Raw genomic sequence first — 25667 nt, forward strand, 5'->3', positions numbered from 1 at the left:
TCATCTCCCCAGTAGAGACGCGATTAATCGCGTCTCTGCCCACTCCTTAACAACAACTGATATAGAAAGGGTGAATTTATGCGAATTCTGATTATGGGTGGTACTCGGTTCATTGGTGTCTATTTGACTCAGCTACTAGTGGAACAAGGACACGAGGTGGTGCTGTTCAATCGTGGGAATCGGCCAGCACCTTCTTTAGAGGGAGTAGGACAAATTATAGGCGATCGCACTGATGCTACTCAATTAAAAGCAAAGTTATCACAAGAAAATTTTGATGTCATTTTTGACAATAACGGGCGTGAACTTACTGATACTCAACCACTAGCAGAAATTTTTCAAGACCGAGTGCAACATTTTGTGTATATGAGTTCTGCGGGAGTTTATCTCAAATCCGATCAATTACCACACATAGAAGGTGATGCTGTAGATCCCAAAAGTCGCCATAAGGGTAAACATGAAACAGAAGCTTACCTGACTCAATTGGGCTTACCCTTTACTTCTATTCGTCCTACTTATATTTACGGGCCTCGTAATTATAATGAGTTGGAAGGCTGGTTTTTTGACAGAATTGTGCGCGATCGCCCCATTCCTATCCCCGGAAATGGCTTGCATATCACGCAGCTAGGTCATGTAAAAGACTTGGCGCTGGCAATGACTCAGGTTTTGGGCAATAAACAAGCCGTAGGGCAGATTTATAATATCTCTGGCGATCGCTTTGTCACTTTTGATGGTTTAGCCCGTGCTAGTGCTGTTGCGGCTGGCAAATCACCTGATGCTGTCAAAATTGTCCACTACGACCCGAAAAAGTTTGATTTCGGCAAACGCAAAGCTTTTCCCATGCGGGTGCAGCATTTCTTTGCTTCGGTGAATAAAGCGCAAACAGAATTAAACTGGCATCCTGAATATGATTTGATTTCTGGGTTGCAAGATTCTCTGGAAAATGACTATTTGGCTAATGCAAAAGATAAAGCTGATGTTGATTTTTCTGTAGATGAGGAGATTTTACAAGCGTTGTGAGTAGCCAACAGTCTCATAGAATTCGCACGCCAGTTGCTAATGGGGGTTTCCCCCATTAGCAACTGGCTTGGCTACACAGGCAAAGTCCGCCTCTGCGGACTAAAGTCAAATTAAGGGTTTGAAACCCACGGAGGTGGGTTTTGTTTGTGTAGACGCGGTTTCTAACTGCCCGTTTCGCTTAAGTTGACTGATGCTTTTCGCGTTTTCATAACTCATCAGGGTTAACGCCTAACTCGCGCAGTTGTGCTGCTAATCTGTTAGCCCGTTGACTTTCTCGTTCTAGTTTTTCTAGCGGCGTGGGAAGCCAATTCCCGGATGCATCATACCAACGTAGCCACAATCGCTCAATTCCTTGGTAAGAACCTTGCCAAAGTCCTAAGCCCAGTTCCAAACCCGGCATCCACACTCGTGGGGTACTCAAGTCCAATTCGCTGTAACTATCTGCAACTAATTGGAATACTTGGAGTTTGTCAGTGTAGCGGTCAAACACAATGTAGTAAGGAACTCGCAAAATCCGCTCATAAACTTCCCATTTGGTCGGTGGTTGGTTAATCTCCCGCAGAGTTTGTCCTAAGTCTTCTTTTTCAGTGCCAGGAGAAAGCAATTCTACCACTACAAAAGGAGCAACCCCTTCTTGCCAAATGACATAACTCAGACGCAAGTTTTGCTGTTCGTAGAGACGCGAAACTCCCACAGCAGCAAACCAGTCTGGGCGTTTGTACCATAGTGTATGCCGCAGGTCATAGTAAAGGTTTAAGTCAGTGGCAACAAAAACCTCCTCTGCTGGATAGTTAGGTGGAGAGAAGGTTTCGCGCAGAAGTTGGGGTTGAAAAAGGTGAAATTCGTCAGGCAAACCAGAGTCCTCCGGGTATTCACTGGGAAGATCATACATGGTGGGTAGGGTTTCTTTTGCAGGGCGAGGCGGGTCTGTTTGGTACATAACGAGAATCTTGACCGACTAATTTTAAGTTAACGGATCGCGGTAAAGGTTGAGTCAAAATAAAAAATATTTTCTTCTACCTGGGGAAGACGCGATAAATTGGGTCTTTAGTCTTTACTGAAACAGGAATGAAAATTTTCTTTATTAGTCAGGCAAAGGTTTTTTAGAATTGCCTGAAGGCTACTGAAACTAGTTTCTGTAAATACTATTGTTGGTTGATAAAATGAGCCAGGTTTTACAATATCCACTCCAGAATGTATTAGAAGCCCGTGCCCGCTTGGGCGAAGGCCCCGTCTGGGATTCTACCCAAAACCTACTGTACTGGGTCGATATTTACAACCATCGCGTACATCAGTTCAATCCTGCTACGGGGAAAGACTTGTTTTTTAATGTGGGAGATGTCGTAGGTGCGATCGCAATAGCAGGGAAAGATAGATTAATTATGGCACTGCGTCATCACTTGGCATTCCTCAACACCCAAACAGGTGAAGTTACTCCCATTTTGGAAATTGAAGGAAATCTGTCAGATAACCGTCTGAATGATGGCAAATGTGACTCTCAAGGACGTTTTTGGATCGGCTCAATGTGTTCTTTGGAAAAACCCCAGGCTAGCCTCTATCGCTACGATGGTGACGGTTCATTCAATGTGATTGAAACGGGTTTGACTATCTCTAATGGTCTGGGGTGGAGTCCCGATGAAAAAACGTTTTACTTGAGTGATTCTCCTCAACAAAAAATATATGCTTACGACTTTGATTCAGTAACAGGTAGCATAACTAATCGCCGGATTTTTGTTGATTTAACTCATGAATCTTTCTACCCAGATGGTTTGACGATAGATAGTCAAGGAAATATTTGGTCAGCTATGTGGGATGGGTGGTGTGTGATTCGTTTCAACTCTAAGGGTGAAGAGATCTTGCGGATCAATTTACCTGTGCAATTGCCAACCAGTTGCACTTTTGGTGGCGAAGATTTGCAAACACTTTATATCACTACAGCTTCAGTTGGACTCAGCCAAGAGGAGATAGGAAAAAGTTTCTACTCAGGTGATTTATTTGCTCTCAAAACTGATGTTACCGGCTTACCTAGCTATGATTTTGAGAAATAAAGTAGTCCCTGTGTCAAGGTGAGGCGCTAAATTGCCTCCCATATTTGTTCAACTCGACTCTTTATGTGTTTGCGAATCCTAAAAATTCCGAGTTTTGAACTTTTGATCTTGAAGTTCCGAGTTCAAAGGTGTAACTTCCGAGTTCAAAGGTGCAGCTTACGAGTTCAGAGGCTCAACTTCCGAGTTCAAAGGTGCAGCTTCCGAGTTCAGAGGCTCAACTTTCGAGTTCAAAGGTGCAGCTTCCGAGTTCAGAGGCTCAACTTTCGAGTTCAAAGGTGCAACTTCCGAGTTCAAAGGTACAACTTCCGAGTTCAAAGGCTCAACTTCCGAGTTCAAAGGTGCAACTTTGTACTTTTTATCTTCATCAGACCACTGAATTACAATACTATATTGTCGTTTCATTAGTGCTAACTTTTTGCGGCAAAAGATAAATACCCCCAGAGATTAAAGTCAAGGCGACAGAAACCCAAAAAGCAATCAGAGAGGGACTTTGCCATACTTCAGGTAGTGGTGCAATCAGAAGTGCGATCGCAACTATTTGACTAACCGTTTTGAGTTTACCCCAAATGTTCGCCCCGGTAATTGTCGTTTGATTCACCCGCCAACCAGCGATCGCTAATTCTCGCGCTAAAATCAAAAACACTCCCCAAGCCGGCACTTTTCCTAGTTCAATAAAAACCAGCAACGGCGCAAGTACCAGAAATTTATCCACCAAGGGGTCAAGAAACTTACCCAACTCACTAATTTGGTTGAGCTTCCGCGCTAAATAGCCGTCTAACCAATCAGTTAACGCCGCAATGATAAAAATTGCCAAACATATCCACCTCGCTTGTGGTGTGGGATTGTACAAGCCATAAAGCAGAAATGGTACACCTAGAAGGCGAGAGAAGGTAATCCAGTTGGGTAAGGTCATTGAAAATTAAAAATTAACTAGTGTAAAGCAACAAACAGGCAAGCAAATATGCAAAATATATGCAGATTAGTGTATATGAGTGTGCCTGCGTGGGAAAATCTGTTTTCTGTAGCTCTCCTAAAACAATACTATGACTGAACACACAGATTCCCAATTCCGCATCGAACGCGATTCGATGGGCGATCGCCAAATTGCTAGTAGCGTTTATTACGGCATTCAAACGCTACGAGCTATCGAAAACTTTCCCATTAGCGGCATTAAGCCTTTAGCTACTTACGTAGATGCCGGATTAATCATTAAAAAAGCTACAGCAATTGTAAATGGCGAACTAAATTGCATTCCCCAAGATATTAGTCAGGCGATTGTGCAAGCAACTGATGAAATCTTAGCTGGTAAGTTCCGCGATCAATTTGTTGTGGATGTTTATCAGGCTGGTGCTGGAACATCCCACCACATGAATGTCAACGAAGTTTTAGCAAATCGCGCCTTAGAAATTCTTGGTGAAGAAAAGGGCAATTACAAACGTGTTAGTCCCAACGATCACGTTAATTATGGACAGTCTACCAATGATGTGATTCCTACCGCAATTCGGATTGGTGGATTATTGGCATTATCTAAGACATTACACCCAGCTTTAGATGGTGCGATCGCATCCTTAGAAAACAAAGCTGTAGAATTTCAAGATATTGTCAAATCTGGCAGAACCCACTTACAAGACGCTGTACCTGTGCGTTTGGGTGAGAATTTTCGGGCTTGGGCGCAAATTCTAACAGAACACCAAAACCGGATTTACACCGCCTCTGGAGATTTGATGGTACTGGGTTTAGGAGGTAGTGCAGCCGGAACGGGGTTAAATACTCATCCTCTATATCGTGCCCGTGTGGTAGAAGTTCTTTCAGAATTGATTGAAACTCCTTTAGAACCTGCACCGCATCTCATGGCAGCTATGCAAAGTATGGCTCCATTTGTGAATGTTTCCGGTGCTTTACGCAACTTAGCCCAGGATTTAGCCAAAATATCTCATGATTTACGGCTGATGGATTCGGGGCCAAAAACAGGCTTGAAAGAAATTCAACTGCCTCCAGTGCAACCCGGTTCCTCGATTATGCCAGGGAAATACAACCCAGTGATGGCAGAGATGACATCAATGGTGTGTTTTCAGGTGATGGGTTACGACAGTGCGATCGCTTTAGCCGCACAAGCCGGACAATTAGAATTAAATGTGATGATGCCGCTGATTGCCTATAACCTAATTCACAGTATTGAAATTCTCGGTAATACCATCGCCGCACTCACCGAACGCTGCATTGAGGGAATTACAGCTAATAAAGAACGTTGTTTAGCTTATGCCGAAGGCAGTTTAGCTTTAGTAACCGCACTAAATACCCACATCGGTTATTTAAATGCCGCAGCTGTCGCCAAAGAATCTTTAGAAACTGGTAAATCTCTGCGGCAAATTGTTTTAGAACGCGGGTTGATGAGTGAAACAGATTTAGCCACAGTGTTAAATCTAGAACAAATGAGTGGTATCTTACCACTCAAAACAGAATAATAGGTTATGGGGCATTGGGAATGGGAAAGAGGACACGGAGACACGAGGAAATTACTCACCGCGTCACCCCAATCCCCAATCCCCAATCCCCAGTCCCCAATCCCCAATCCCCATACCATGCAGACTCAAAAACCAGCTGTTAGTCTCATTCGGGCTACATCTTACGAACGAGAGGCTTTAAGAGAATCCTTAGTCACGCTGCTGGAACCTTTTGGAGGAATAGCAGCGTTTATAAAAAAAGGCGATCGCGTTTTACTCAAACCAAATCTACTTACAGGATCGCGTCCTGGTAAAGAGTGTATCACCCGTGCCGAACTAGTTTATGAAGTTGCCCAAATGGTAATTGAGGTTGGCGGTAAGCCATTTTTGGGCGATAGTCCTGCTTTTGGTAGTGCCAAGGGCGTAGCAATAGCAAATGGCTATCTGCCTATTCTAGAAGAACTCAATCTTCCCATCATCGATTTTCACGGTCAGCGTTACCAAACCGTCAGTGACAATTTTAACCATCTGCGACTGTCTAAAGAAGCAATGGAAGCAGATGTAGTGATTAACCTACCGAAAGTTAAATCACATGCCCAGTTGACATTAACACTGGGCGTAAAAAACCTGTTTGGTTGTGTCCCCGGCAAAATGAAAGCTTGGTGGCACATGGAAGCGGGAAAAGACGCAAATAGATTTGGTGAAATGTTAGTAGAAACTGCCAGAGCGATTAACCCTGACTTAACCATATTAGATGGCATCATCGGTCATGAAGGTAATGGCCCCAGCAACGGTGAACCTCGCCAACTGGGCATTTTAGCAGCCGCATCAGATATATTTGCCTTAGATCGGGCAATGGTGGAAATCCTCAATGTTTCTCCTGAACAAGTGCCCACAGTTGCAGCTTCTCAAAGGCTAGGAGTTTGTCCAGAACTTGCTGCCATAGAGTTTCCGCATTTAAATCCTGACTTATTAAAAATAGAAGATTGGCGGCTACCAGACAAGTTAATGCCCATTGATTTTGGTATGCCCCGCGTCATTAAGTCTACGTTTAAGCATCTTTACACCCGATTTATCAAGGAACCAATCAGTGTTTATGGAAGAGAGTGAGGAAGAAGCAGGGGAGCAGCATTTCTCTACGAGAGGCTGCGCCAACGGCTACGCTCAGTGACCGAGGAGAAGTTGCAGTAAGTCTTTCCCCTCTGCCCAATCCCCAATCCCGAATTTAGTGCAAACGTCGTTACAGCAATTTTATTTATTAGCAGAGTAATCTGTAATTACCCTCCGATTGCTTAACCAGACCGCCCTATTATATTTAGTGGCGGTTTTTTTAGCTGATTAATTTGTTATACAATTTTTCGTCTTAGATTTAATTTATCCAAAAAGTTATACGGATTTAGGATGTGGAAATTGGGATTGGGTATTTTGTTCAGATATGAGGAAAGTTTGGTAATAACCCACTAAATGTCTATGCCACCTTCTAAAACTTTTTTACTCTACCTTTATATAGATTGACAAAATTGCTGTGATATTACATAGATTACGAAATTTAAATTCTTAAATATTTGTTTAGTGATATTACTGAATCCATTCTGCCTCATACAGTTGATGTATCTGTATTTATTCGGTAGTTATCATTGGTTACAAAAATCATTCCTACCTATTTCTTCTCTGGTGTCAAATATTTTTGAGTATAACTACTATATAACAACCAAAAGCACGGAGAGATATTCAGTGCAATTGCGGTTTTGTGTCCTGTATCACAAATTAGCAATTCCAGTAAAATGACCTTATCAAAGGCTTTATAGGATGTTATAATCATGAAGTATCGGACAAATATGTTTTGCTAATTAATCTTTAATCAGCGAAAAAATGTAACTTATGATGCTGTCAAAGTTTGCTTTGCGTATGCAACCCGTTACACCATACAGGGAAACATCTGAAAATATTAATTACAAAATAAAACATGATTTGTTTACTTGTAACTTTGTATTAAGAAGTCCATGTATAAAAAGGCTATTATGACAGTTGTATAACTGGTTTAGATTGTAGAATGCTACACATTTTACAGTTTAAAAATAGCTAAAATAGCATTAATACTCTCACTCAGAGAGTAAACCTACACAGTGTTACGAAGAACTTCAATTTTGTATGAATTCAAATAGCCAGTCTGCCAATGCCGATACATATTCCCAACGTTTGGCAGACATTGTGGGAACTGCGATCGCTCTGTTGACTCTTACCCTACCCGTATTTGTCATCGCCCACTATTCTTCAACTAATGTTCAAAATAACCAGCAACCTCTGATCCAAAACATACAAGGAAATCAAGATTGATCGAGCTTCCCAGTCGCATTTCCTCATGAGGAGACCTACAAAAAAGCAGAACACTGATTTTGTAGACAATCTCTGTGGATGTGGGTGTAGTTCGTCAAGAATAAGCTAAATCTGGATTGTGTGACTCCAGATTTGAGTTGTCTTAACAAAGTTAGGACAGAAATCTTTCTAACAACAATTAAGGGCGGAGGATATCTATAATACCCTCTTGGAAAAAGCGTTGCGAAGTTTGCTCGTAACGCTTTTTCTATTTTTTGACTAATTCAAGGGATCTGGGGACAAGGTGACAAAAGTTAGAACTTAAAACAAGTTTTTCCCCTTGTCCCCAATTCTCCTTGTCCCCTTGTCCTCTTCCCCATGCCCTCGAATAAATACCTTGGGAAGAGATCCATATTGCCCTAAAATTCTACACGGGGAGCGAAGCTGACTGAGTGCCCCCATGATTCACCGTTATCAGAGGAGTTTTTTGTGGACTTATCTCGTATTCCTGCCCAACCGAAACCGGGTCTAATCAACGTTCTCATTGAAATTACTGGCGGAAGTAAAAATAAATACGAATACGACAAGGAACTAGAAGCTTTTGCTCTAGACCGAGTACTTTATTCCTCAGTACAATATCCTTATGACTATGGCTTTGTACCTAATACTTTGGCTGATGATGGCGATCCCCTAGATGGTATGGTCATAATTGACGAGCCGACCTTTCCCGGTTGTATTATTGCTGCGCGACCAATTGGCTTTTTGGAGATGATTGACGGTGGCGATCGCGATGAAAAAATCCTTTGTGTTCCTGACAAAGATCCGCGCTACACTCAAGTAAAATCCCTGAAAGACGTAGCACCACACCGCTTAGATGAAATTGCTGAATTTTTCCGTAGTTATAAAAATTTGGAAAAAAAGGTGACTGAAATTCTCGGTTGGCAAGATGTGGACAAGGTTGCAGCTTTAGTTGAAAAATCCGTCAAAGCTTATAGAGGATAATAGAGGAGTTAAGAGTTAAGAGTTAAGAGTTAGGAGTTAAGAGTTAAGAGTTATGAATTTTTATTCCTAACTCCTCACTCCTAACTCCTCACTTCACTTTGCTAACTTTCCCTTGTTACGGATTTTAAAATCTGCCACCAACCCCAAACTAGAATGCAGCGTACTCTCCTTTTGGCAAAAATTCATAACTGCACCCTTACAGGGGCGAATATCAACTACGTGGGTAGTATCAGCATTGATGAAATCCTTTTGGAAAAAGCTGGTATCTTACCCTATGAGCAGGTGCAAGTAGTTAATAGTGCCAACGGTCAACGCTTTATTACCTATGCGATCCCCGCTCTAGCTCATTCAGGAATAATTGAGCTAAATGGAGGTGCGGCACGTCTAGGCATTATTGGCGATCGCTTGATTATAATGACTTACGGGCAGTTCACTCCAGAAGAGTTAAAAAGTTACTCTCCTACGGTAGTCATTGTGGACGAAAAAAACAGGTTGTTGGAAGTGCGGCGCTACGATGACCTGCTCACTAAGGTCTAATTTCAAGGAAAATGTCAAATTTTGAGTTGTCGGATTCCCAGAGCTACATAAAAGAAAAGTCATCTACCCTGCCAAGTAGCCCAGCAGGTGAATTTATCGTGCAATTCTGGGGTGTCAGAGGTTTAATTGCCACTCCCAGTAGCAACACCAATCGTTATGGTGGTAATACCGCTTGTGTAGAAATACATGTAGCTGGGAAACGCTTGATTTTTGATGGCGGTACTGGCTTACGCATATTGGGTAAAACTTGGCAAGAACTGCAACAGCCACTAGAAGCCCATTTATTTTTTACCAACTGCCAATCAAACCGAATTCAAGGATTTCCCTTTTTTGCTCCTGCATTTATTGGGGAAAATTGCTTCCATATTTACGGCACAGCTGCCTCAAATGGAGCTTCAATCAAACAATGTCTGTACGATCAAATGCTCCAGCCGCACTTTCCTTACCCTTTACAGGTAATGCAGTCGGAATTGCAGTTTTACAATCTGACTCCAGACAGTGACGTGAAGTTAGATGATGTCACCATTACAACTGCATTAATTAATCAAACTCAGCGCTCAGTTGGCTACCGAGTTACTTGGCAAGAGTATAGTGTTGCCTACATCACGGATTTGCACCAGAATGCCGATCAATTGGAGCGAGAGCGGATTTTAGAGTTTATTAAAGGCGTTGACTTACTGATTGCCAATGCCACTTATACTCCCCCTACATCTCACAACCATGATTCTGCCGATTTACTTTGGCAAGCTGCGGTGAATGCGGGTGTTAGTGCTGGCGTTAAACAGCTAGCCATTTCTCATCATCACCCAGATGACCATGATGATTTTCTTGATCGGGTGCAAGTCGATATTAAATCTGCTTTTCCTCAAGCCATACTAGCCCATGAAGGTCTAGTATTAGCTGTTGGTAAGTGATTTAAACTTGCTCAAAATCACTGAGATGCAGTGCAGGAGATATTTGTTTGCCAAGGGCTATACGGGCTGACGTTAGGTGCTTGAGCCACTAGATGGATGTCTCCATTAGCATCGACAATCCATCCTTGAGCTTCCACAATCTGATTAGTAGATTTGGTAACAGATGTAGTAGATTTTTTATCTGTAATTTCCACAGATAAATTATCCGTTACTCTCTCTGTTGCTTGTGGGGGCAAATCTACCCAACTTGTAATCACTGCTCGTCCCCGCAGAGGCTCGTTAGGACTAAGGGGTAATCCACCGCGTCCTGTGGCGATAAAACGACTAGCGGTTTGTCCTCTTCTGGGAGTGCAACCTTGAGCGATTTGTTGGGATGCATCGACGAGGTTAGAGGGTAGTTGAATTAAGCCACGACTAGGGTCTACATCGGGTGTGTTTAGTTCTACAGTCCCAGCCACCCCACGTTCAGAACTAGCAGTGATATCACTCAGGGAAGTTGGACGTGAGCGAGATTCAATGCCAAAGAGACTTTTGACTGTAATGTCAACATTACCACCCTTACCAGTGAAAGCATTGGCGCTGATGTTGCTATCTTCGCTTGGAACAGCAATAATGAAGGGGGTATTGATAGTAATGTTACCACCATCGCCTCCTGCTTGAGCAGTGCCAGCAGTGGTAGATACTTGACTATTACGGCGTAGTAAGAGCAGGTCTTGCAGGCTGAGGTTAATATCGCCACCTTGATTGCTAGCTGTTTCTGCCGATATTAACCCTTGGTTATCTAAAGTCAAATTTTCTGCTTGAATTTGAATATTGCCACCTTTTCCGCTACCTTGGCTATTTACAGCAATTCTTGCATCGTCTTGAACAGTGACCGTTTTCGAGGCAGTGATATTTCTGGGTTGAATGAAAATATTTCCGCCATTGCCTGTAGAGCCAGGTTCAGTGTTAGCAAACAACCCACTGTCCTTTCCTGTTAAAATCAGATGGTCTTGTATCCTTAAAGAAATGTCTCCGGCTTGGCTATCACTGGAAGTAGATGTGCGTAATTGACCCCTATTGACTACTTCAAGTTTGTCTGCTGTCACCGTTAGACTACCTGCGTCTCCGTTTCCTTCGGTTTCCGCGGTTATTACAGCACCATTTGTTACAGACAGTCTCGCAGTAGTAATGTCCAGCTTACCCCCTTTACCTATACCTGTTGCATCTACTGAGCTAGCAATGAAACTGGCAGAGTTATTAATACTATCTACTCCATCTAAGGAGACTGCTTTCCTGGCTTGAATTGTTAGGTTGCCAGCATTTCCACGTCCAGAAGTAGAAGTGTTTATTTGAGCGCCACGAGTCAGCGAAAGCAATCCTGTGCTGATGTTTATATTACCTCCATCACCGACTGCACTTGGTCCCACTCCATTAGTTATTGCACTACCAAACCTATCGAATGAGATTAGCCCCGAAACCTGAATTGTCACGTTTCCTGCATTTCCCTGGCCCTGAGTGTTAGCTGAGACTCCACCACCATTTGTAAGGTAAAGTGACTCAGCGATGACCGTGACGTTTCCTCCTTGTCCTGAGCCTTGTACTAAGGTGCTGAAGGCACCACTGGGTAATTCATTACTACCTACCCCCTCTATAAACACAGATCCACGGATTTGAATCGTAACGTTGCCTGCTCTCCCTTGTCCAAAGGTACTAGTTGCCAGTTCACCACCATTTGTAAGGTAAAGTGACTCAGCGATGACTGTGACGTTTCCCCCCTGACCTACTCCTCCAGGATTGACTGTACTGAAGACACCACTGGAAAAGTTATTGCTACCTACCCCCTCTATAAACACAGGACCACGGGTTTGAATCATAACGTTGCCTGCTCTCCCCTGACCGTAAATGCTAGCGGCTAATTCGGCACCATTTCTAAGGGAAAGTGACTCAGCTACAATAGTAATATCTCCTCCCTGTCCAATAACTCCAGGTCCTATCAAGCTGCCCACCCCACTGGGAGAACCACTAAGCGGAGAACCGCTTCTGCCCACTCCATCCGCAAAGACAGAACCGCGAGCTTGAATCGATACACTGCCTGCGTCTCCTTGTCCATAGTTGCTCACATTTAGAACACCGCCGTTGGTCAAGGAAAGCAAACCAGTAGTAACTGTGATGTTTCCAGCTTTACCTACGCCTCCTTTACTTACAGAACTGAATACAGCACCTCCATTCAGGGAAACTTGATCGCGCACATTAATTACGACGTTACCCAGATTTCCACGCCCACGATTGTTTAATGCAACAATTAAGGCAGCATCATCAGTGATCGCAAGTGACTCAGCAGTAATACGAATGTTGCCACTGTTGCCAGTGGCTCCAGTCTGGACTAAGTTCTGAATGAGACTACCACTAGCAACAGTTACTGTTCCTGTAGCATTGAGGGTTATATCTCCTGCTTTGTTATCAACTCCTCCCGGTCCTGCGTTTATTCCAGATATGAGAGCACTTCCCTCCAAAATTTCTATATTCCGCGCATTAACTATAATGCTGCCCTCTTTGTCAGCAGGAACAACAACTCCACCACGAGTCAGGGAGACATCTGCCCGTGTTGCTTTTTCTGGAAAGCTTAGACTCAGATTATTGCCATCTACCTGAAGCCCAATTGTTCCTGCTCCTGCTAATCCTCCTAACTCTACTCGCCCACCAAAGGCATACAAACCTGCGCCATTGATTTTAATGTTGCCACCGACGAGTAATAAACTTCGACCATTGGGAACACTCAGACCAAAAACTGATGGGTTTGCTGCTGGTGCGATTGAATTGTTTTGAATCGGCGCAGCAACAATTTGATTAAATAGCAAAGCTGAAGGCTTGACCGTCAACAGTGGAGGAGTATTCGGATTTGAAGCGCTAAAAAAACCTTGATTACCAAACCCAATAGCATTTGCGGTAGTTGCTACAAATGAACCTCCGATATTTAAGCTGGCATTTGGCCCAAAAATTATCCCATTGGGATTCATCAGAAACAAGTTAGCTGTACCATTGGCGCTGATTAATCCATCAATATTCGATACTGATTTACCTGTTACTCGACTAATAATATTCTGAATATTTGAAGCGTTATTAAAGTAAGCCACACTCTTCGTGGGCACAGAAAACTCTTCAAAACTATGGAATAAGTTACTTCCTGCTTGGGTGCCACCTTCAATGATTCTAATGTTGTCCTGCAATGTGACACGAGAATTATTAAGTAGAGTGCTATCGGGGATAATTTGGGCAGAACCACAATTTGCCCAAAAAGCGATCACAATACCCATCCCCACACAAACAGCAGTTGTTGAATCAAGGTTAGTTTGCATAGTGATTGTGGTGATGGGTATTTTAAGCTGTGTCATCGCTTTGGCGTAAGCGTTGCTCGCCGTTCGCGTAGCGTCTCGCAGAGAAGGCATCGCTTCAATGCTTTTGCCTGATTTTATTCTGTTAAGAGTAGTGAAAAGAAATAACTTTTCTTAAGAAATACTTAGATCAAGTCGATATCCAACTATTTCTTGTGGGATGGGCGTCTCGCCACCGGTGTCAGCTTCACGTGAAAGTTACTAAGGGAGAATGCTTTGAGATCATTACCTCGAAAAGAAGTCTCTGACTCTTCATGCCCCTCATTGAGGCTCCACCTCCCTTACTCGAAAAAGAGCCGCAATGACAAGCATTTCCAACCAGAGGCTCTTAACGAGGTTTTAAAAGGGTTTTGGCTTAAGTTGACACCTATGAGCTTTTTATGTGCCCCTACTATTCCACAGAATTAAAATTGGCTATTGCCCCTACGAAGCATTTTGTAACTCAGCTGTGCGTATTGAAAGCTGCTGTGTCTGATTACCTCGTTGCACTTTCACCTGTAATACTTGACCAAGGCGACTGTCTTCCACAACATTCTGCAATTGTTCAGCACTGGTAATTGCTTTACCATCAACTTGCAGAATTACATCCCCGCGCCGGATACCCGCAGATGCGGCTGGAGAATTGGGGACAACTCGCATGACAAAAACACCATTAATTTCTGGTATCTGAATCGGAGAGTTGGGATCGGTGTTATTTTGCTTGGCGAGATCGGGTGTCAAAGTTAGCATTTGCACACCTAAATAGGGGTGAGCAACTTTGCCATCACGTTGCAGTTGCGCGGCGATCGCTTTAGCTTTATCAATAGGAATGGCAAATCCAATTCCCATTGCATCAGGGCGAATGGCTGTGTTAATACCAATTACTTCACCTTGACCATTTAACAGGGGCCCGCCAGAGTTACCAGGGTTAATGGCGGCGTCTGTCTGAATAAAGTCCAAACGTTTGTCACTAATACCGACTTGGGCGCTGGAACGTTTGAGGGTACTGACAATTCCCAAGGTAACGGTGTTATCAAATCCCAAAGGATTACCAACTGCGATCGCCCAGTCTCCTACTTGTACATTAGTGGAAGAACCCAAAGGTGCTACTGGTAAATCATTACCAGCATTAATCTTGACTACTGCCAAATCTGTGACTTCATCAATACCTTGAACTTTCCCTTCAAAGGTGCGGCCATCTTTGAGTCGGACTGTTACTTTATCAGCCTTATCGACCACATGAGCATTAGTCAAAACTAACCCGCTCTTGTCAATAATAAAACCTGAGCCTAAACCGCGTAACTGCTCAGACGGCGGCATTTGTTGGGAGAAACCATCACCAAAAAACCGACGGAAAAAAGGATCTTCCATAAATGGATCGACGCGACGAGTAATTGTTCGCTCAGTATCAATGCGGACAACTGCTGAACCAACACGATTCACTGCTGCTGTGACGAAGCTGGTGGTACCGATCGCAGGGGTGGCTGGTGATTGCTGTTGAGCAATTAGATTTGAAGGATCTCCAGCAGTTATTGTGGGTGCTGGTTCGGCTTGGGACGGTAACACCTGCAATGTGCTAACCGCTAGCACAACTCCTAGCGCGATCGCTAAAACATGAGTAGTGAGTTGACGTAGAGACCGAGATATTTTGGGAAATCGCATAATCACAACCTAATTTATAAGCCTAATTGTTGCTTAGTCGTGACAAATCTATTTACAGTTATTTTTATTTCAGGTTTCGCCTGCTCTTTCCAATACTAGGGTTAGGGCATTTTGCGAACTACCTGTAATCAACTTAATAGAAAATTTAACCCAAAAGCTATTATGGACATTTACCCTTTACAAGTTCGGTTTTTACCCATCAATAAAACTTTTGGATTGCTAACAACACTAGTCCACTCTCTGTTCTAACTCTAGACTATGGATGAACTAACTTTTGTATAAGATTTCATTTCGACTAGCTGCGCCTAGCTGGGGTAAAGTGTTGATGACTGAGTGGGGAGTCAGGGCAATAGGAACAGTGGGAGGTTGTTGTAATTGTTTAACAACATTTTGCAATAGTTGGTCTTGTCCAGTCCGCAAACCCCAAACATTTGTCCCACGGTTGATAATCGCAAACCAAACCAAACCGCGATCGCGTGTGGGCATCACTCCCGCTAAGGCGCTCACATCCCGGAGAGTACCAGTTTTGATCACAGTCGCCAGGGGAATGTGTCTAGTGTGTAGTGTCCCCCGATGATCGAATCCAGACATGGGAAACAAGTCAGCCAGATTCAGTTGATGGGCAGATGCCTCAGCTTGAATAGCCATAAACATGGCACAAACAGCCCTGGGGGAAATGCGATTTTCCGGGCCCAGTCCAGAACCATTGATTAACTGGATTTCCGCTTGTGGCACCCTCGCCAGGTTAGCAGCAGTTGATTGGACTACAGTTGCTCCCCCTACTGAATCTGCCAGCATCTCTGCCATATCGTTGTTACTATAAACGTTCATTTCCTTGAGTAGTTGCTTCAAAGGCAATGAGCGATGACGCAGTAACAAAGTTTGTTGAGGGTTTGGTTGCGCCTCAACTTTCACCCCGCCTGCAATAACAACTTGAGGCTTGGGCGTTCCCTTGGGCATGATTGAGTGTGTATAAATCGCAGGGCGTCCCCAAGTTGCACGATTTAGCGTTTGCTTGAGCATCAGACCGGCTAGCATTGGCTGACGTTGAAAATTCATGGCAAAACTGCCAGTAATAATCAAATTCCCCTTTACTTGCTTGATGCCCATTTTATTGAGAGTATTACCAAGAGCGATCGCTTCTTCCCAAACAAACAAAGGATCGCCACGGCCTGTAACCACTAAATCACCCTGCACAACTCCATTTACCACTGGGCCAGTGACACTCACCAAAGTATCAAATTGGTAATCTGGCCCCCAAGTTTTCAAAGCAACTAGTGAAGTGGCAATTTTAGTTAGAGAAGCAGCCGGCAGAGGCGTCGTACCTTGGTGATTTGCCATCAGCATTGGCCCCGACTGCATCCAAATTCCCTGACTCTCAGCCAAATTTTGCGCTACCACCTTTGAGGTGATGAGCTTTTTCAGATATTCCTGCACCGTAGTCGCACCAGCTGGATTTGGATCGGGTGCAAGAACAAAGCCAGGGCTACTTTGCCAAGTTAGTGCATCTAAGGCATCTAGAGGTTTGATTTGTACCCCAGCCATTTCCAGCCAAAGCGACACCAAACCTGAACCCAATAATTCCAGCATTTTTTATTCCTCTGTTAGGATCTCAAGCGTTGTTTACTGTGCTAATATACAAGCTTTTTTACAATAATCAGTATTGAGTCATAATAACTGGTGTTTTTCTCATCTGTAAGTAGGGTGAATTATATTGTTTTCGTGGCTTGCTTGGACAATGCCAAAATGCCCATTGCTCATGAAGATAGCCGTATGAATATAAAAATATTTTTAATCTGTGGAGATACTACGCCGTTAGCGATATCGACGACGGATTTTGACGCTTGTATTCCTACGGGGAAGACAAGCTTGCGGTAGCGTCTTTGACAGGAGAAGACTCTCTCTAAGCGATCGCATAATCCCAATACGGTTCGGTTAAGGTTTTTTGATGAAAATTCTAGATCGCTAAAGATGCGATAAATCATCACAAAGACGCGATAAATCGCCGTCTCTACAATAATCAGTTTTTTGTAGAGACGGCGATTCATCGCGTCTCTTGCATTAACCGAACCGTATTGCGCGTACTCCTGCAAAGAAGCAAGCTACACGCAGCGTGTCGCAGACAGCCTGATAATAAAAGGCTTTACGCTGCGCGATCGCTCTTGGTAATTCTATAACCTTGAAACAAAAAAAGGGAAAGTATTCAAAATTCCCCCCCTTTTTTCCCTTAATAAACTAATCAACACTCAAGTTGCATAATCAGGGCGGATAAGATGTCCACTCCACAAGATATTGAGAAAATTTTAATATGCAAATTAGGTGTGTTTTAGCTTACCTACTTTCTTTCTGGATGCGCTGCATCCTCTGGTGAAGGAGTACCCATCCGGTTAATTGTGGCAATCATCTGATACAAGCGTCCCAAGTCGCGTTGATTGAAGTACAAAATGAGGCGAGGTAGTCCAACAGTTTCATCTTGTGCTTCTTGAGGTAATGCCTGACTTTTTTCAATTCTTCCTTGAATAATAATGTCGCTAAAATCAGCATTTAGTTGTTCTAACAGAGCGTCTGATATATCTGTCTTCAGGCGGATGACTAACTTCTCGCTTACATAGCGGCTGGAATGATAAACCTGGTAAAAACGGGTGATAGCATCACAAGCCACATCCAGGTTATCTGTCACCGTGTAAAGGCTGGGGTCTTCAGGATTGACAAGACCATTTTGCACTAATTGCTTATCAATATATTCGCTCCAAGAGCGCCAGTAATCACCACCAGGGCGATCGATTAAAACTAAAGGTACTGGCCCAAATTTACCAGTTTGGCTTAATGTCATACATTCAAAAGCTTCATCTTGAGTACCAAAGCCTCCCGGAAATAAGGCTACAGCATCACTTTCTTTGAGGAGAAACAGCTTGCGGGTGAAGAAATATTTGAAGTTAATTAGCTTGGGATCGCCCTCTATAAAAGGGTTTGCTTGCTGTTCAAAGGGTAACTGAATGTTTAATCCAAAGGAATTTTCTCGCCCAGCACCTTCATGACCCGCTTGCATAATTCCACCACCACCACCAGTCATCACCATAAATCCTAATTGAGAAATAGCACGAGCAAACTCAAGAGCCATTTGGTATTCTGGTCTATCTGGCGCTAGACGGGCAGAACCAAAGATGGTGACTTTGCGAACGTGTCGGTAATCATAAAAAAGCTGGAAACCGCGCTCCATATCTGCTAATGCAGCGGATAATATTTTCCAATCGAGACGCTCAATTTCGTTATCAGCTAGACGAACAATAGTAGTAAGTGCTTGCTGAATAAATTGCCGATTTTTTAATGTCGGTAAACGAACGATCAATTCAGCGATATCCGCCTGTAAAGACTCTAATGTGTCAAACGACGCAGATGAGGTCATGAGAACTGCTGCAACAATGGCATTATATTTTACGTGAACTACTCACACTCTAGCAAGCGGGAATAGCCCTTTGATGTGCATTTAGCAAATTAATTCAGAACTGGCAGAACTGGTTTTGAAGCTAAAAATTATAAAATTTTTTTTGATAAGGCTTGTTGTGATACTTCAACTTTTGAAAACCATAGCAAGTTCTCTCGGTCGATCAATTGACATAACTCCCTCACTTAGGTTAATCGTCGTCACAATATACAGCAGATTTCAAGTTGGTGAGGTACACAAGCTAAGTCTGTTGCCCAAATATAAAGCGTCTTTTACTCCTGTTAGCGCAGCGGGGCGTAGCCCATTCGGAATTCTGTATTTTTAATTTTGTAATCTGCTGTATATCAGGGTTTGTGTAAAATGTTATGACTTACATCTATAGCGTATATCAAAAGAAAATTTTGTATCTTATTGCCAGATTTTTTGGGAATTAATGCCCATAATAAAAGCACTCTAACCCTAATCTAAGAAAGTAAAAAAGCTCTCTAGACCACAATACCGTTCAGTTCAACCTAAAATCCTTGGTAGAGGCGCGAAATTGGACTGGGCAACTCTTGGAGACGCGATCGCGAACCTCCTGCCATGCTAACATCCCGCTGCGCTAACGCGTCTTTACAAGTCAAAAATCAGTACCAAAAATCCTTAACCAATGCGTATTGCTCTAAAGGATTGTTGATCGAAAACTGTCTCAATTACACTTCGACACATTAATGCATAATGTGAGCTATTTGTATAGTGCCTAAATCCTAGTAGAATATTTTCGCAAATCTAAGTAGGAAGATAGATGGAAGTTTCTGGACGCATCAATTACCCACTGAATCCTCCTCCCCCTCTTGAAGATTTTCCCGTCCTTCAAACTGAAAAATATACCCTACGGCTGGCTTCAACTGAAGAAGAATTAGAATCAATTTTTCGGTTGCGCTTTGAAGTTTTTAATCTTGAACTAGGCTTAGGATTTTCTGCTTCTAACTTTACCCAGATGGATATAGATAAGTTTGATGCGGTTTGCCATCATTTAATTTTAATCTCCAAACATACAGGTAAAACCATTGGAACTTATCGGATGCAGACCTATATAATGGCTTCTCAAAGACTAGGCTTTGATGCTACCGATATATTTAATCTTAATGGAATTCCAAATTCTGTGCTTCAGGTATCGGTAGAAGTTGGGCGTGCATGTATAGCTAAAGAATATCGCAATAGTCAGACACTTTTATTACTCTGGGAAGGGTTGGCAAACTATCTCATCTGGAGTAAAAACCAATATTTCTTTGGTTGTGCATCATTACTCACACAATGTCCTGTGCAAGCTAGTTGCGCTTATGATTATTTTCGGCAGAATAACTTGATGCATCCAAGTATTTTGGTTTACCCAAATTCACAATTTTGCCTAGAACTGACTCAAAATTGTCCAGATTCATCTAATGTTGAGATTCCGAAAATTTTGCAGGCATACTTGAATATTGGAGCTAAAATATGCAGCCTTCCTGCTATTGATCGGCAGTTTAAAACTATTGATTTTTTAACTATATCTAATATTGCAGACTTTGCCAAATGGCGTTATCCAAATCCTCTCAAAAAAACCTTACCACTGAGGATTTTTCATGATTAATGCTACTGCTGCCAGCTTATTTAAGGGACGCGAGAAAAAATATCCTTGTCCTTAAATGCGGCTACACTTAGTATATTTTACACTCCATTTATATCTCGGTTTCAAAACCGAATCCAGTTTTGCGGGATTTGATACAACCTTGCCCATGTCTTTTTGTAGTTAATAAAGGAGAGGTGTTGATTGCCAATCTTACTAATCAAATTAAAGTCCGGTTGGCGATGTCTACGACGGGCGTCGCTGCGGCACCTCATCCAGCCCACTTAACTAGATGATTTGAGAAAACTTTTTAGGAAACCCACTTATGCACCATCTCAAATTTGCTCCGAGTTGGTTGCGATTTTTAACTATCTTCTTATTGACGATGGGTATATTGTTTCGCTTTTCTAATCTTGATGGTAAAGTTTTCTGGCAAGATGAAGTTTATGCCTCATTGCGAATTTCTGGTTACACAATTAATGAAGCTAAACAGCAACTTTTTAATAATCGTGTGATTGGCAAAGAAAGTTTTGCTCAGTTTCAAGGTGCAAATCCAGACAAAAGCTTAAATGACACAATTATGTCTTTGGCAAAACAAGATTCTCAGCATCCACCGTTGTATTACATAATAGCCAGATTGTGGATGGAAATTTTTGGTAATTCGGTGACGGCGATTAGAAGTTTATCAGCCTGCATCAGTTTGCTGGTTTTCCCTTGTGTTTATTGGCTATGCCGAGAATTATTTAATGTGCCATTATCAGTTCCTGGTGTTGCGATGCCTGCGGCGGGCGTAGCCATCGCACTCATGGCTATCTCTCCAATTCACCTAGTATACGCCCAAGAAGCACAAGAATATATTCTTTGGTTAGTCACCATTTTACTATCCAGTGCGTCTCTGCTGCGAGCCATACGGCTAGAAGATGAGCTAGCAAAGGAACGACAAAAACCCGATTTATTCGCTATCTGGAGCATTTATGCAGTCACTTTAGCGATGAGTCTTTATACATTTATTTGGAGTGCATTTGTCGCAGTTGCTCATGGAATTTATGTGATGATAACTGCCAAATTTAAGTTTACTGAAACTGTGAGAACTTATCTGCTAGCATCACTAGTCGGTTTTTTAGCTTTCATGCCTTGGATAACAGTTGTAATTGGTGAATTTTTTCAATTTTTGATTTCAGCAGATAAAACAACAGCGCAGTCAGATTTAATACCTATCTTTCCATTTTTATTGATGCAGTTAAGCCGGATTTTTTTTGATATAGACCTTAGCTCAGAAAATTCTCTAGGCTATTTAATTGCACTAGCTTTTTTAACTTTGGTAGGATATTCAATTTATTTTATTTGTCAATCAACTAACTATAAAGTTTGGTCTTTTATCATCACGTTAATTGTAGTACCAGCATTACCCCTAATACTACCAGATTTAATTGTTGGGAGTATACGATCGTCTACCGAAGCATATTTAATCCCATCTTATTTAGGAATCCAATTAGCTGTTGCCTATTTACTAACTACGCAACTATATAATGGGAGCGGATCGCGTCGGACCTTTTGGCGCATAATCATGACATTAGTGATTATTTGTGGTTTGATTTCTTCTAAGGTGAGTTCACAGGCAGAAACTTGGTGGAATAAGGGTATGAATTATGGCAATCCCCAAGTTGCCCAAATCATTAATCAGAGTAATCGTCCACTTTTGATTAGTGGTGCTTTTAGCAATAATTATGGTAATGTATTTTCTTTAAGCTATCTTTTGGAACCAAAAGTGCGATTTCTGTTGGTGAACAATCAAAAAATTCCTAAAATTCCTGATGGATTTACTGATGTATTTTTACTTAATCCTTCAGAGACTTGGGGCCAAACAATAGAAAAAAAGTATAAATTCAAGACAGATATTGTTTATCGTGATAACTATTATTCAATCTGGAAATTGGCTAAAACTCGTAATTTGCGCCGACGTAATATTTCGCCTAATAATCAATGATCTGCCGAGCTATTAACTAGATAAACAATTCTTCCATAGCTGACAACTCTTGATAAGTTCTTTATTAGAGGTTGTTTGAAAAGTGATTAACTGTGATTTTAATTGCGTTGTCACCCCCCTTAATCCCCCCTTGTAAAGGGGGGAAACAAGAAAAATCCGGTTCCCTCCCCAATACATACGGGGAAGGTTAGGGAGGGGTAAAAAAATATTTTATACCTCAATTATGACTTTTCAAACATCCTCTTAGACCTCTTGCAAAAGTCCCTAACACCCCACCCCCAACCCCTCCCTGCTCTTCGGGAGGGGAGACAAAGCGTAGCTTTGGCGGGGTNGGGGTTCTTTCTTATTTTTGATTTATGCAAGAGGTCTATTGCACAGATCAGTCTGGGTGAACCAAATTAAATGAGTAATGAGTAATGAGTGGATCAGAAATGGGTATTTACTCATTACTTATTACTTATTACCCCAGAATCCCCACCCTTCAAGGCTGGGAAGTATGTCAACCTGATGATTTGCTTTGAGCGATCGCCTCTATACTACGTCTATTTGGTTAGACATTTTTAATAAGTTGTTTCGTTAAAGTAGATAATTGTTGTACAAGTTATTGTGAAATTTAGTTATGCGGCATCTCCAACTTGCTCCCAATAGGTTGCGGTTTCTCATTGTAGTTTTGTTAATGGTGGGTATATTTTTTCGTTTTTTTAACCTCGATCGCAAAGTTTACTGGCACGATGAGACTTTCACTTCATTGCGGATTTCTGGTTATACGTCAAATGAAGCCAAGCAGCAAATATTTAATGGTCGCATAATTAATAAGGAAAGTTTTGCCAAATTCCAAAGTCCCAATATGGAGAAAGGCTTACGTGACACCATTATATCTTTGGAAGTAGACGATCCACAGCATCCACCACTGTATTATATACTCGCTCGGTTTTGGGTCGGAATCTTTGGCAATTCGGTGACGGTAATTAGAAGTTTATCTGCCTTTATCAGCTTGTTGATTTTTCCGAGTATTTATTGGCTGTGTCGAGAATTATTTAAAGCATCGGCATGGGTATCGGAGGTTGCGATCGCACTCCTGGCAATCTCCCCTATTCACTTAGTATACGCCCAAGAAGCACGAGAATACATTCTCTGGATAGTGACTATATTAGTATGCAGCGCTTCATTACTACGAGCATTACGATTGGAATCAAAAGATCGAGTACTACGCATATTAAATTGGGGAATGTATGCAGTCACTTTGGCGCTTAGTCTATATACATTTTTGTTCAGTGGATTTGTCGTAGTTGCTCATGGTATTTATGTAATTGCCATTGCAAAATTTAGATTTACTAAAACAGTAAAAGCTTATCTATTAGCATCTTTAGCAGGGTTTTTAGCTTTTACATATTGGATAATGGTTTTAATAGTTAACTTATTGCAAGTAAAAAGTTCAACCGCCTGGACAAAAACACATTTACCCTTAGATGGTTTAATTAAATCTTGGCTTTTACAGTTAAATCGGATCTTTCTTGATTTAGACTTAGGCTTTGAAAATCCGTTTACCTATGTAATTACGCCATTTTTTTTAGTTCTTGTTGGATATTCTATTTATTTTATTTGTCGAAAAACTAACTATAAAATCTGGTTGTTTATCGTCACACTGATTATGATTCCTGCATTACCTTTAATGCTACCAGACTTACTTTTTGGGGGTATACGCTCACTTGCCGAACGTTATTTATTGATTTCTTATTTAGGAATTCAACTAGCTGTTAGTTACCTACTAGCTACGCAGCTACATAATAAAAATTTTGTACGCCGGAGAATCTGGCAAACCATCATGGGACTAGTGATTATTTGTGGGCTAGTTTCTTATGGAGTGAGTTCTCAGGCTGAAACTTGGTGGAGTAAGGTTATTAGCTATGGTAATCCACAAGTTGCAAAAATTATTAATCAGGCTACTCATCCACTTTTGATTAGTAATGATTCTGGTATTAATTATGGGAATGTCTTTTCTCTCAGCTATCTTTTAGAGCCAAAAGTGCAGTTTCAATTAGTAAAAGACCGTTCTATACCTAATATTCCTGATGAGTTCACTGATATTTTTTTACTAAATCCTTCAGATACCTGGCGTAAGCAAATAGAAAAAACTTATAATTATAAAACAGTTGTTGTATACGGTGACAAGAATTACTTGCTCTGGAAAATAGAAAATCCACGTAGCGACGTATTTTTTGAAAAAATTAGGACTTAAGCAAAACTAGACGCTGTAGTTATAGGCAATTCATATAAATGAATTCGCGTTAGGTAGAGAAGAAACTTAATTGCCCCTACCTGGAAATCATTCTCTTAGACTATTGTTTGCGTAACTTTATATTAAAAAATACTTCCATATATCTTTTGATATATGGAAATATTTGCTAGAGCAATCATCTTTTATAAGATATTTAAATAGTTTCTTGATTAAAATCAGCTAAAAACAACAAAAATAAATATTAAACAAATTCTCATCTGAAATTAATTTAAGTAATGGTAGGATGCTTTAAATTATCCTTTGTGATGAATTCAATGATTCATTGAAAGGTGTTCTATGCAAATAACAGATTTTCTTAGTCTTTTACATCCAGCGATCGCAATTATATTTGTGTTTCCCCTCATCGGTACAGTAGTTAATTTTGCTTGGCAAACACGCCAACGCAGATTGCAAAGTTTAGCGGGGAGTAAGAGTAAAATTCCTCCAGTGGTGGGTGCAGAACATAAGCAGTTAGGTGAAAGGCTCACAAGTGCAGTTGTGGGATTAACTTTAATCGGATTAAGCTATCCTATTGGCAAAAATATTATCAAAAATCAATTATGGAATCAAACACCTTTTCAAGTTATTTTTATACTGCTAATATTTGCTGCCACCATCGCCTCATTAGTATTTCTTTATCGGGCAAAACAGCGGGTGTGGCGGGCAGTTTTTGCAACTTTAACTGGTGCAGGTTTAGTAATTCTAGGCTGTCAAGATGGAGTCTATCGCCGCACCAATGAGTGGTATTGGTCACATTATTATATTGGCATTACCGCAGCACTGCTGATGATTTTTTCATTAGCAATTGTTCAAGATATTTATCAAGATAAGTCCAATCGCTGGCGTCTTGTCCATACGATTTTAAATTGCATTGCTTTGTTGCTATTTATTGGACAAGGTATGACAGGAACGCGAGACTTGTTAGAAATTCCCCTGAGTTGGCAAGAACCCTATATTTATCAGTGTGATTTTGCTAATAAAACTTGCCCAACGCCAAATCCCCAAGCACCAAAATAAGCAAGCGAGAATAACCTTCAGGAGTGCTGAGTGGAGAATCTCATTTATTTACTCAGAAC

At 41.6% G+C, this 25667-nt stretch carries 20 protein-coding genes; 12 read left to right on the forward strand and 8 right to left on the reverse strand.

Translation table 11 applies throughout. The features are described from left to right. Nucleotides 1–78: 78 nt before the first annotated feature. A complete protein-coding gene (locus CDG76_RS11950) occupies nucleotides 79–1017 on the forward strand; it encodes an NAD-dependent epimerase/dehydratase family protein (protein WP_094349215.1) in 939 nt (312 codons plus the stop codon). Nucleotides 1018–1222: 205 nt separating this feature from the next. On the opposite strand, the gene CDG76_RS11955 is transcribed toward CDG76_RS11950, so the two are convergent. Beyond that, complete coding sequence (locus CDG76_RS11955; RefSeq protein ID WP_094349216.1) at nucleotides 1223–1957, reverse strand: Uma2 family endonuclease; 735 nt, start codon at nucleotides 1955–1957, stop codon at nucleotides 1223–1225. Between the two features lie 223 nt (nucleotides 1958–2180). Between CDG76_RS11955 and CDG76_RS11960 the strand changes: the two genes are divergently transcribed. Beyond that, a complete protein-coding gene (locus CDG76_RS11960; RefSeq protein ID WP_094349217.1) occupies nucleotides 2181–3065 on the forward strand; it encodes an SMP-30/gluconolactonase/LRE family protein in 885 nt (294 codons plus the stop codon). A gap of 156 nt (nucleotides 3066–3221) precedes the next feature. Here CDG76_RS11960 and CDG76_RS11965 read toward each other — a convergent pair whose 3' ends face one another. After that, nucleotides 3222–3467, reverse strand: a complete 246-nt coding sequence (locus CDG76_RS11965) for a hypothetical protein (RefSeq protein ID WP_094349218.1) — start codon at nucleotides 3465–3467, stop codon at nucleotides 3222–3224. Further along, the gene (gene pgsA, locus CDG76_RS11970) at nucleotides 3451–3978 is read right to left on the reverse strand and encodes a CDP-diacylglycerol--glycerol-3-phosphate 3-phosphatidyltransferase (protein ID WP_094349219.1); all 528 of its coding nucleotides are present in this window, start codon (nucleotides 3976–3978) and stop codon (nucleotides 3451–3453) included. Before pgsA ends, CDG76_RS11965 begins: the two co-directional genes overlap by 17 nt. A gap of 130 nt (nucleotides 3979–4108) precedes the next feature. On the opposite strand from pgsA, the gene CDG76_RS11975 reads away from it, so the two are divergent. The 6 genes from CDG76_RS11975 to CDG76_RS12000 all read left to right on the forward strand — a co-directional run bounded on the left by CDG76_RS11975 (nucleotide 4109) and on the right by CDG76_RS12000 (nucleotide 10278). Then, nucleotides 4109–5530 carry an aspartate ammonia-lyase gene (locus tag CDG76_RS11975; RefSeq protein WP_094349220.1) on the forward strand — a complete coding sequence of 474 codons (1422 nt, stop codon included), beginning with the start codon at nucleotides 4109–4111 and terminating at the stop codon, nucleotides 5528–5530. Nucleotides 5531–5647: 117 nt separating this feature from the next. Continuing rightward, the gene (locus CDG76_RS11980) at nucleotides 5648–6619 is read left to right on the forward strand and encodes a DUF362 domain-containing protein (RefSeq protein ID WP_094349411.1); all 972 of its coding nucleotides are present in this window, start codon (nucleotides 5648–5650) and stop codon (nucleotides 6617–6619) included. A gap of 1041 nt (nucleotides 6620–7660) precedes the next feature. Continuing rightward, on the forward strand, nucleotides 7661–7846 hold the full coding sequence (locus CDG76_RS11985) for a hypothetical protein (protein ID WP_094349221.1): 186 nt from the start codon (nucleotides 7661–7663) through the stop codon (nucleotides 7844–7846). Nucleotides 7847–8314: 468 nt separating this feature from the next. Then, nucleotides 8315–8827 carry an inorganic diphosphatase gene (locus CDG76_RS11990; protein WP_094349222.1) on the forward strand — a complete coding sequence of 171 codons (513 nt, stop codon included), beginning with the start codon at nucleotides 8315–8317 and terminating at the stop codon, nucleotides 8825–8827. 153 nt (nucleotides 8828–8980) lie between these two features. Then, nucleotides 8981–9364, forward strand: a complete 384-nt coding sequence (panD, locus tag CDG76_RS11995; protein WP_094349223.1) for an aspartate 1-decarboxylase — start codon at nucleotides 8981–8983, stop codon at nucleotides 9362–9364. An 11-nt stretch (nucleotides 9365–9375) separates the two neighbouring features. Further along, nucleotides 9376–10278, forward strand: a complete 903-nt coding sequence (locus CDG76_RS12000; RefSeq protein WP_094349224.1) for an MBL fold metallo-hydrolase — start codon at nucleotides 9376–9378, stop codon at nucleotides 10276–10278. Nucleotides 10279–10295: 17 nt separating this feature from the next. Here the strand turns inward: CDG76_RS12000 and CDG76_RS12005 are convergent, their stop codons facing one another. The 5 genes from CDG76_RS12005 to CDG76_RS12020 form a co-directional block, all read right to left on the reverse strand. After that, nucleotides 10296–13706, reverse strand: a complete 3411-nt coding sequence (locus CDG76_RS12005) for a two-partner secretion domain-containing protein (protein WP_094349225.1) — start codon at nucleotides 13704–13706, stop codon at nucleotides 10296–10298. Nucleotides 13707–14075: 369 nt separating this feature from the next. After that, nucleotides 14076–15293 (reverse strand): HhoA/HhoB/HtrA family serine endopeptidase, encoded by a 1218-nt coding sequence (locus CDG76_RS12010; RefSeq protein ID WP_094349226.1) that lies wholly within the window; start codon nucleotides 15291–15293, stop codon nucleotides 14076–14078. A 267-nt stretch (nucleotides 15294–15560) separates the two neighbouring features. Then, on the reverse strand, nucleotides 15561–16883 hold the full coding sequence (locus CDG76_RS12015) for a D-alanyl-D-alanine carboxypeptidase (protein ID WP_094349227.1): 1323 nt from the start codon (nucleotides 16881–16883) through the stop codon (nucleotides 15561–15563). A gap of 167 nt (nucleotides 16884–17050) precedes the next feature. Then, nucleotides 17051–17341, reverse strand: coding sequence for a hypothetical protein (locus CDG76_RS36095; RefSeq protein ID WP_143854075.1), 291 nt, complete (start codon nucleotides 17339–17341; stop codon nucleotides 17051–17053). A gap of 287 nt (nucleotides 17342–17628) precedes the next feature. After that, a complete protein-coding gene (locus CDG76_RS12020; protein ID WP_094349228.1) occupies nucleotides 17629–18699 on the reverse strand; it encodes an LOG family protein in 1071 nt (356 codons plus the stop codon). An 823-nt stretch (nucleotides 18700–19522) separates the two neighbouring features. Between CDG76_RS12020 and CDG76_RS12025 the strand changes: the two genes are divergently transcribed. The 4 genes from CDG76_RS12025 to CDG76_RS12040 all read left to right on the forward strand — a co-directional run bounded on the left by CDG76_RS12025 (nucleotide 19523) and on the right by CDG76_RS12040 (nucleotide 25608). Beyond that, on the forward strand, nucleotides 19523–20350 hold the full coding sequence (locus CDG76_RS12025) for a GNAT family N-acetyltransferase (RefSeq protein WP_094349229.1): 828 nt from the start codon (nucleotides 19523–19525) through the stop codon (nucleotides 20348–20350). A 301-nt stretch (nucleotides 20351–20651) separates the two neighbouring features. After that, nucleotides 20652–22313, forward strand: coding sequence for a glycosyltransferase family 39 protein (locus tag CDG76_RS12030; RefSeq protein WP_094349230.1), 1662 nt, complete (start codon nucleotides 20652–20654; stop codon nucleotides 22311–22313). A 619-nt stretch (nucleotides 22314–22932) separates the two neighbouring features. Next, nucleotides 22933–24552, forward strand: coding sequence for a glycosyltransferase family 39 protein (locus CDG76_RS12035; protein ID WP_094349231.1), 1620 nt, complete (start codon nucleotides 22933–22935; stop codon nucleotides 24550–24552). Between the two features lie 336 nt (nucleotides 24553–24888). After that, on the forward strand, nucleotides 24889–25608 hold the full coding sequence (locus tag CDG76_RS12040) for a DUF4079 domain-containing protein (RefSeq protein WP_094349232.1): 720 nt from the start codon (nucleotides 24889–24891) through the stop codon (nucleotides 25606–25608). Nucleotides 25609–25667 lie beyond the last annotated feature (59 nt).

The sequence above is a fragment of the Nostoc sp. 'Peltigera membranacea cyanobiont' 210A genome (assembly GCF_002246015.1).
Taxonomy (GTDB): Bacteria; Cyanobacteriota; Cyanobacteriia; order Cyanobacteriales; family Nostocaceae; genus Nostoc.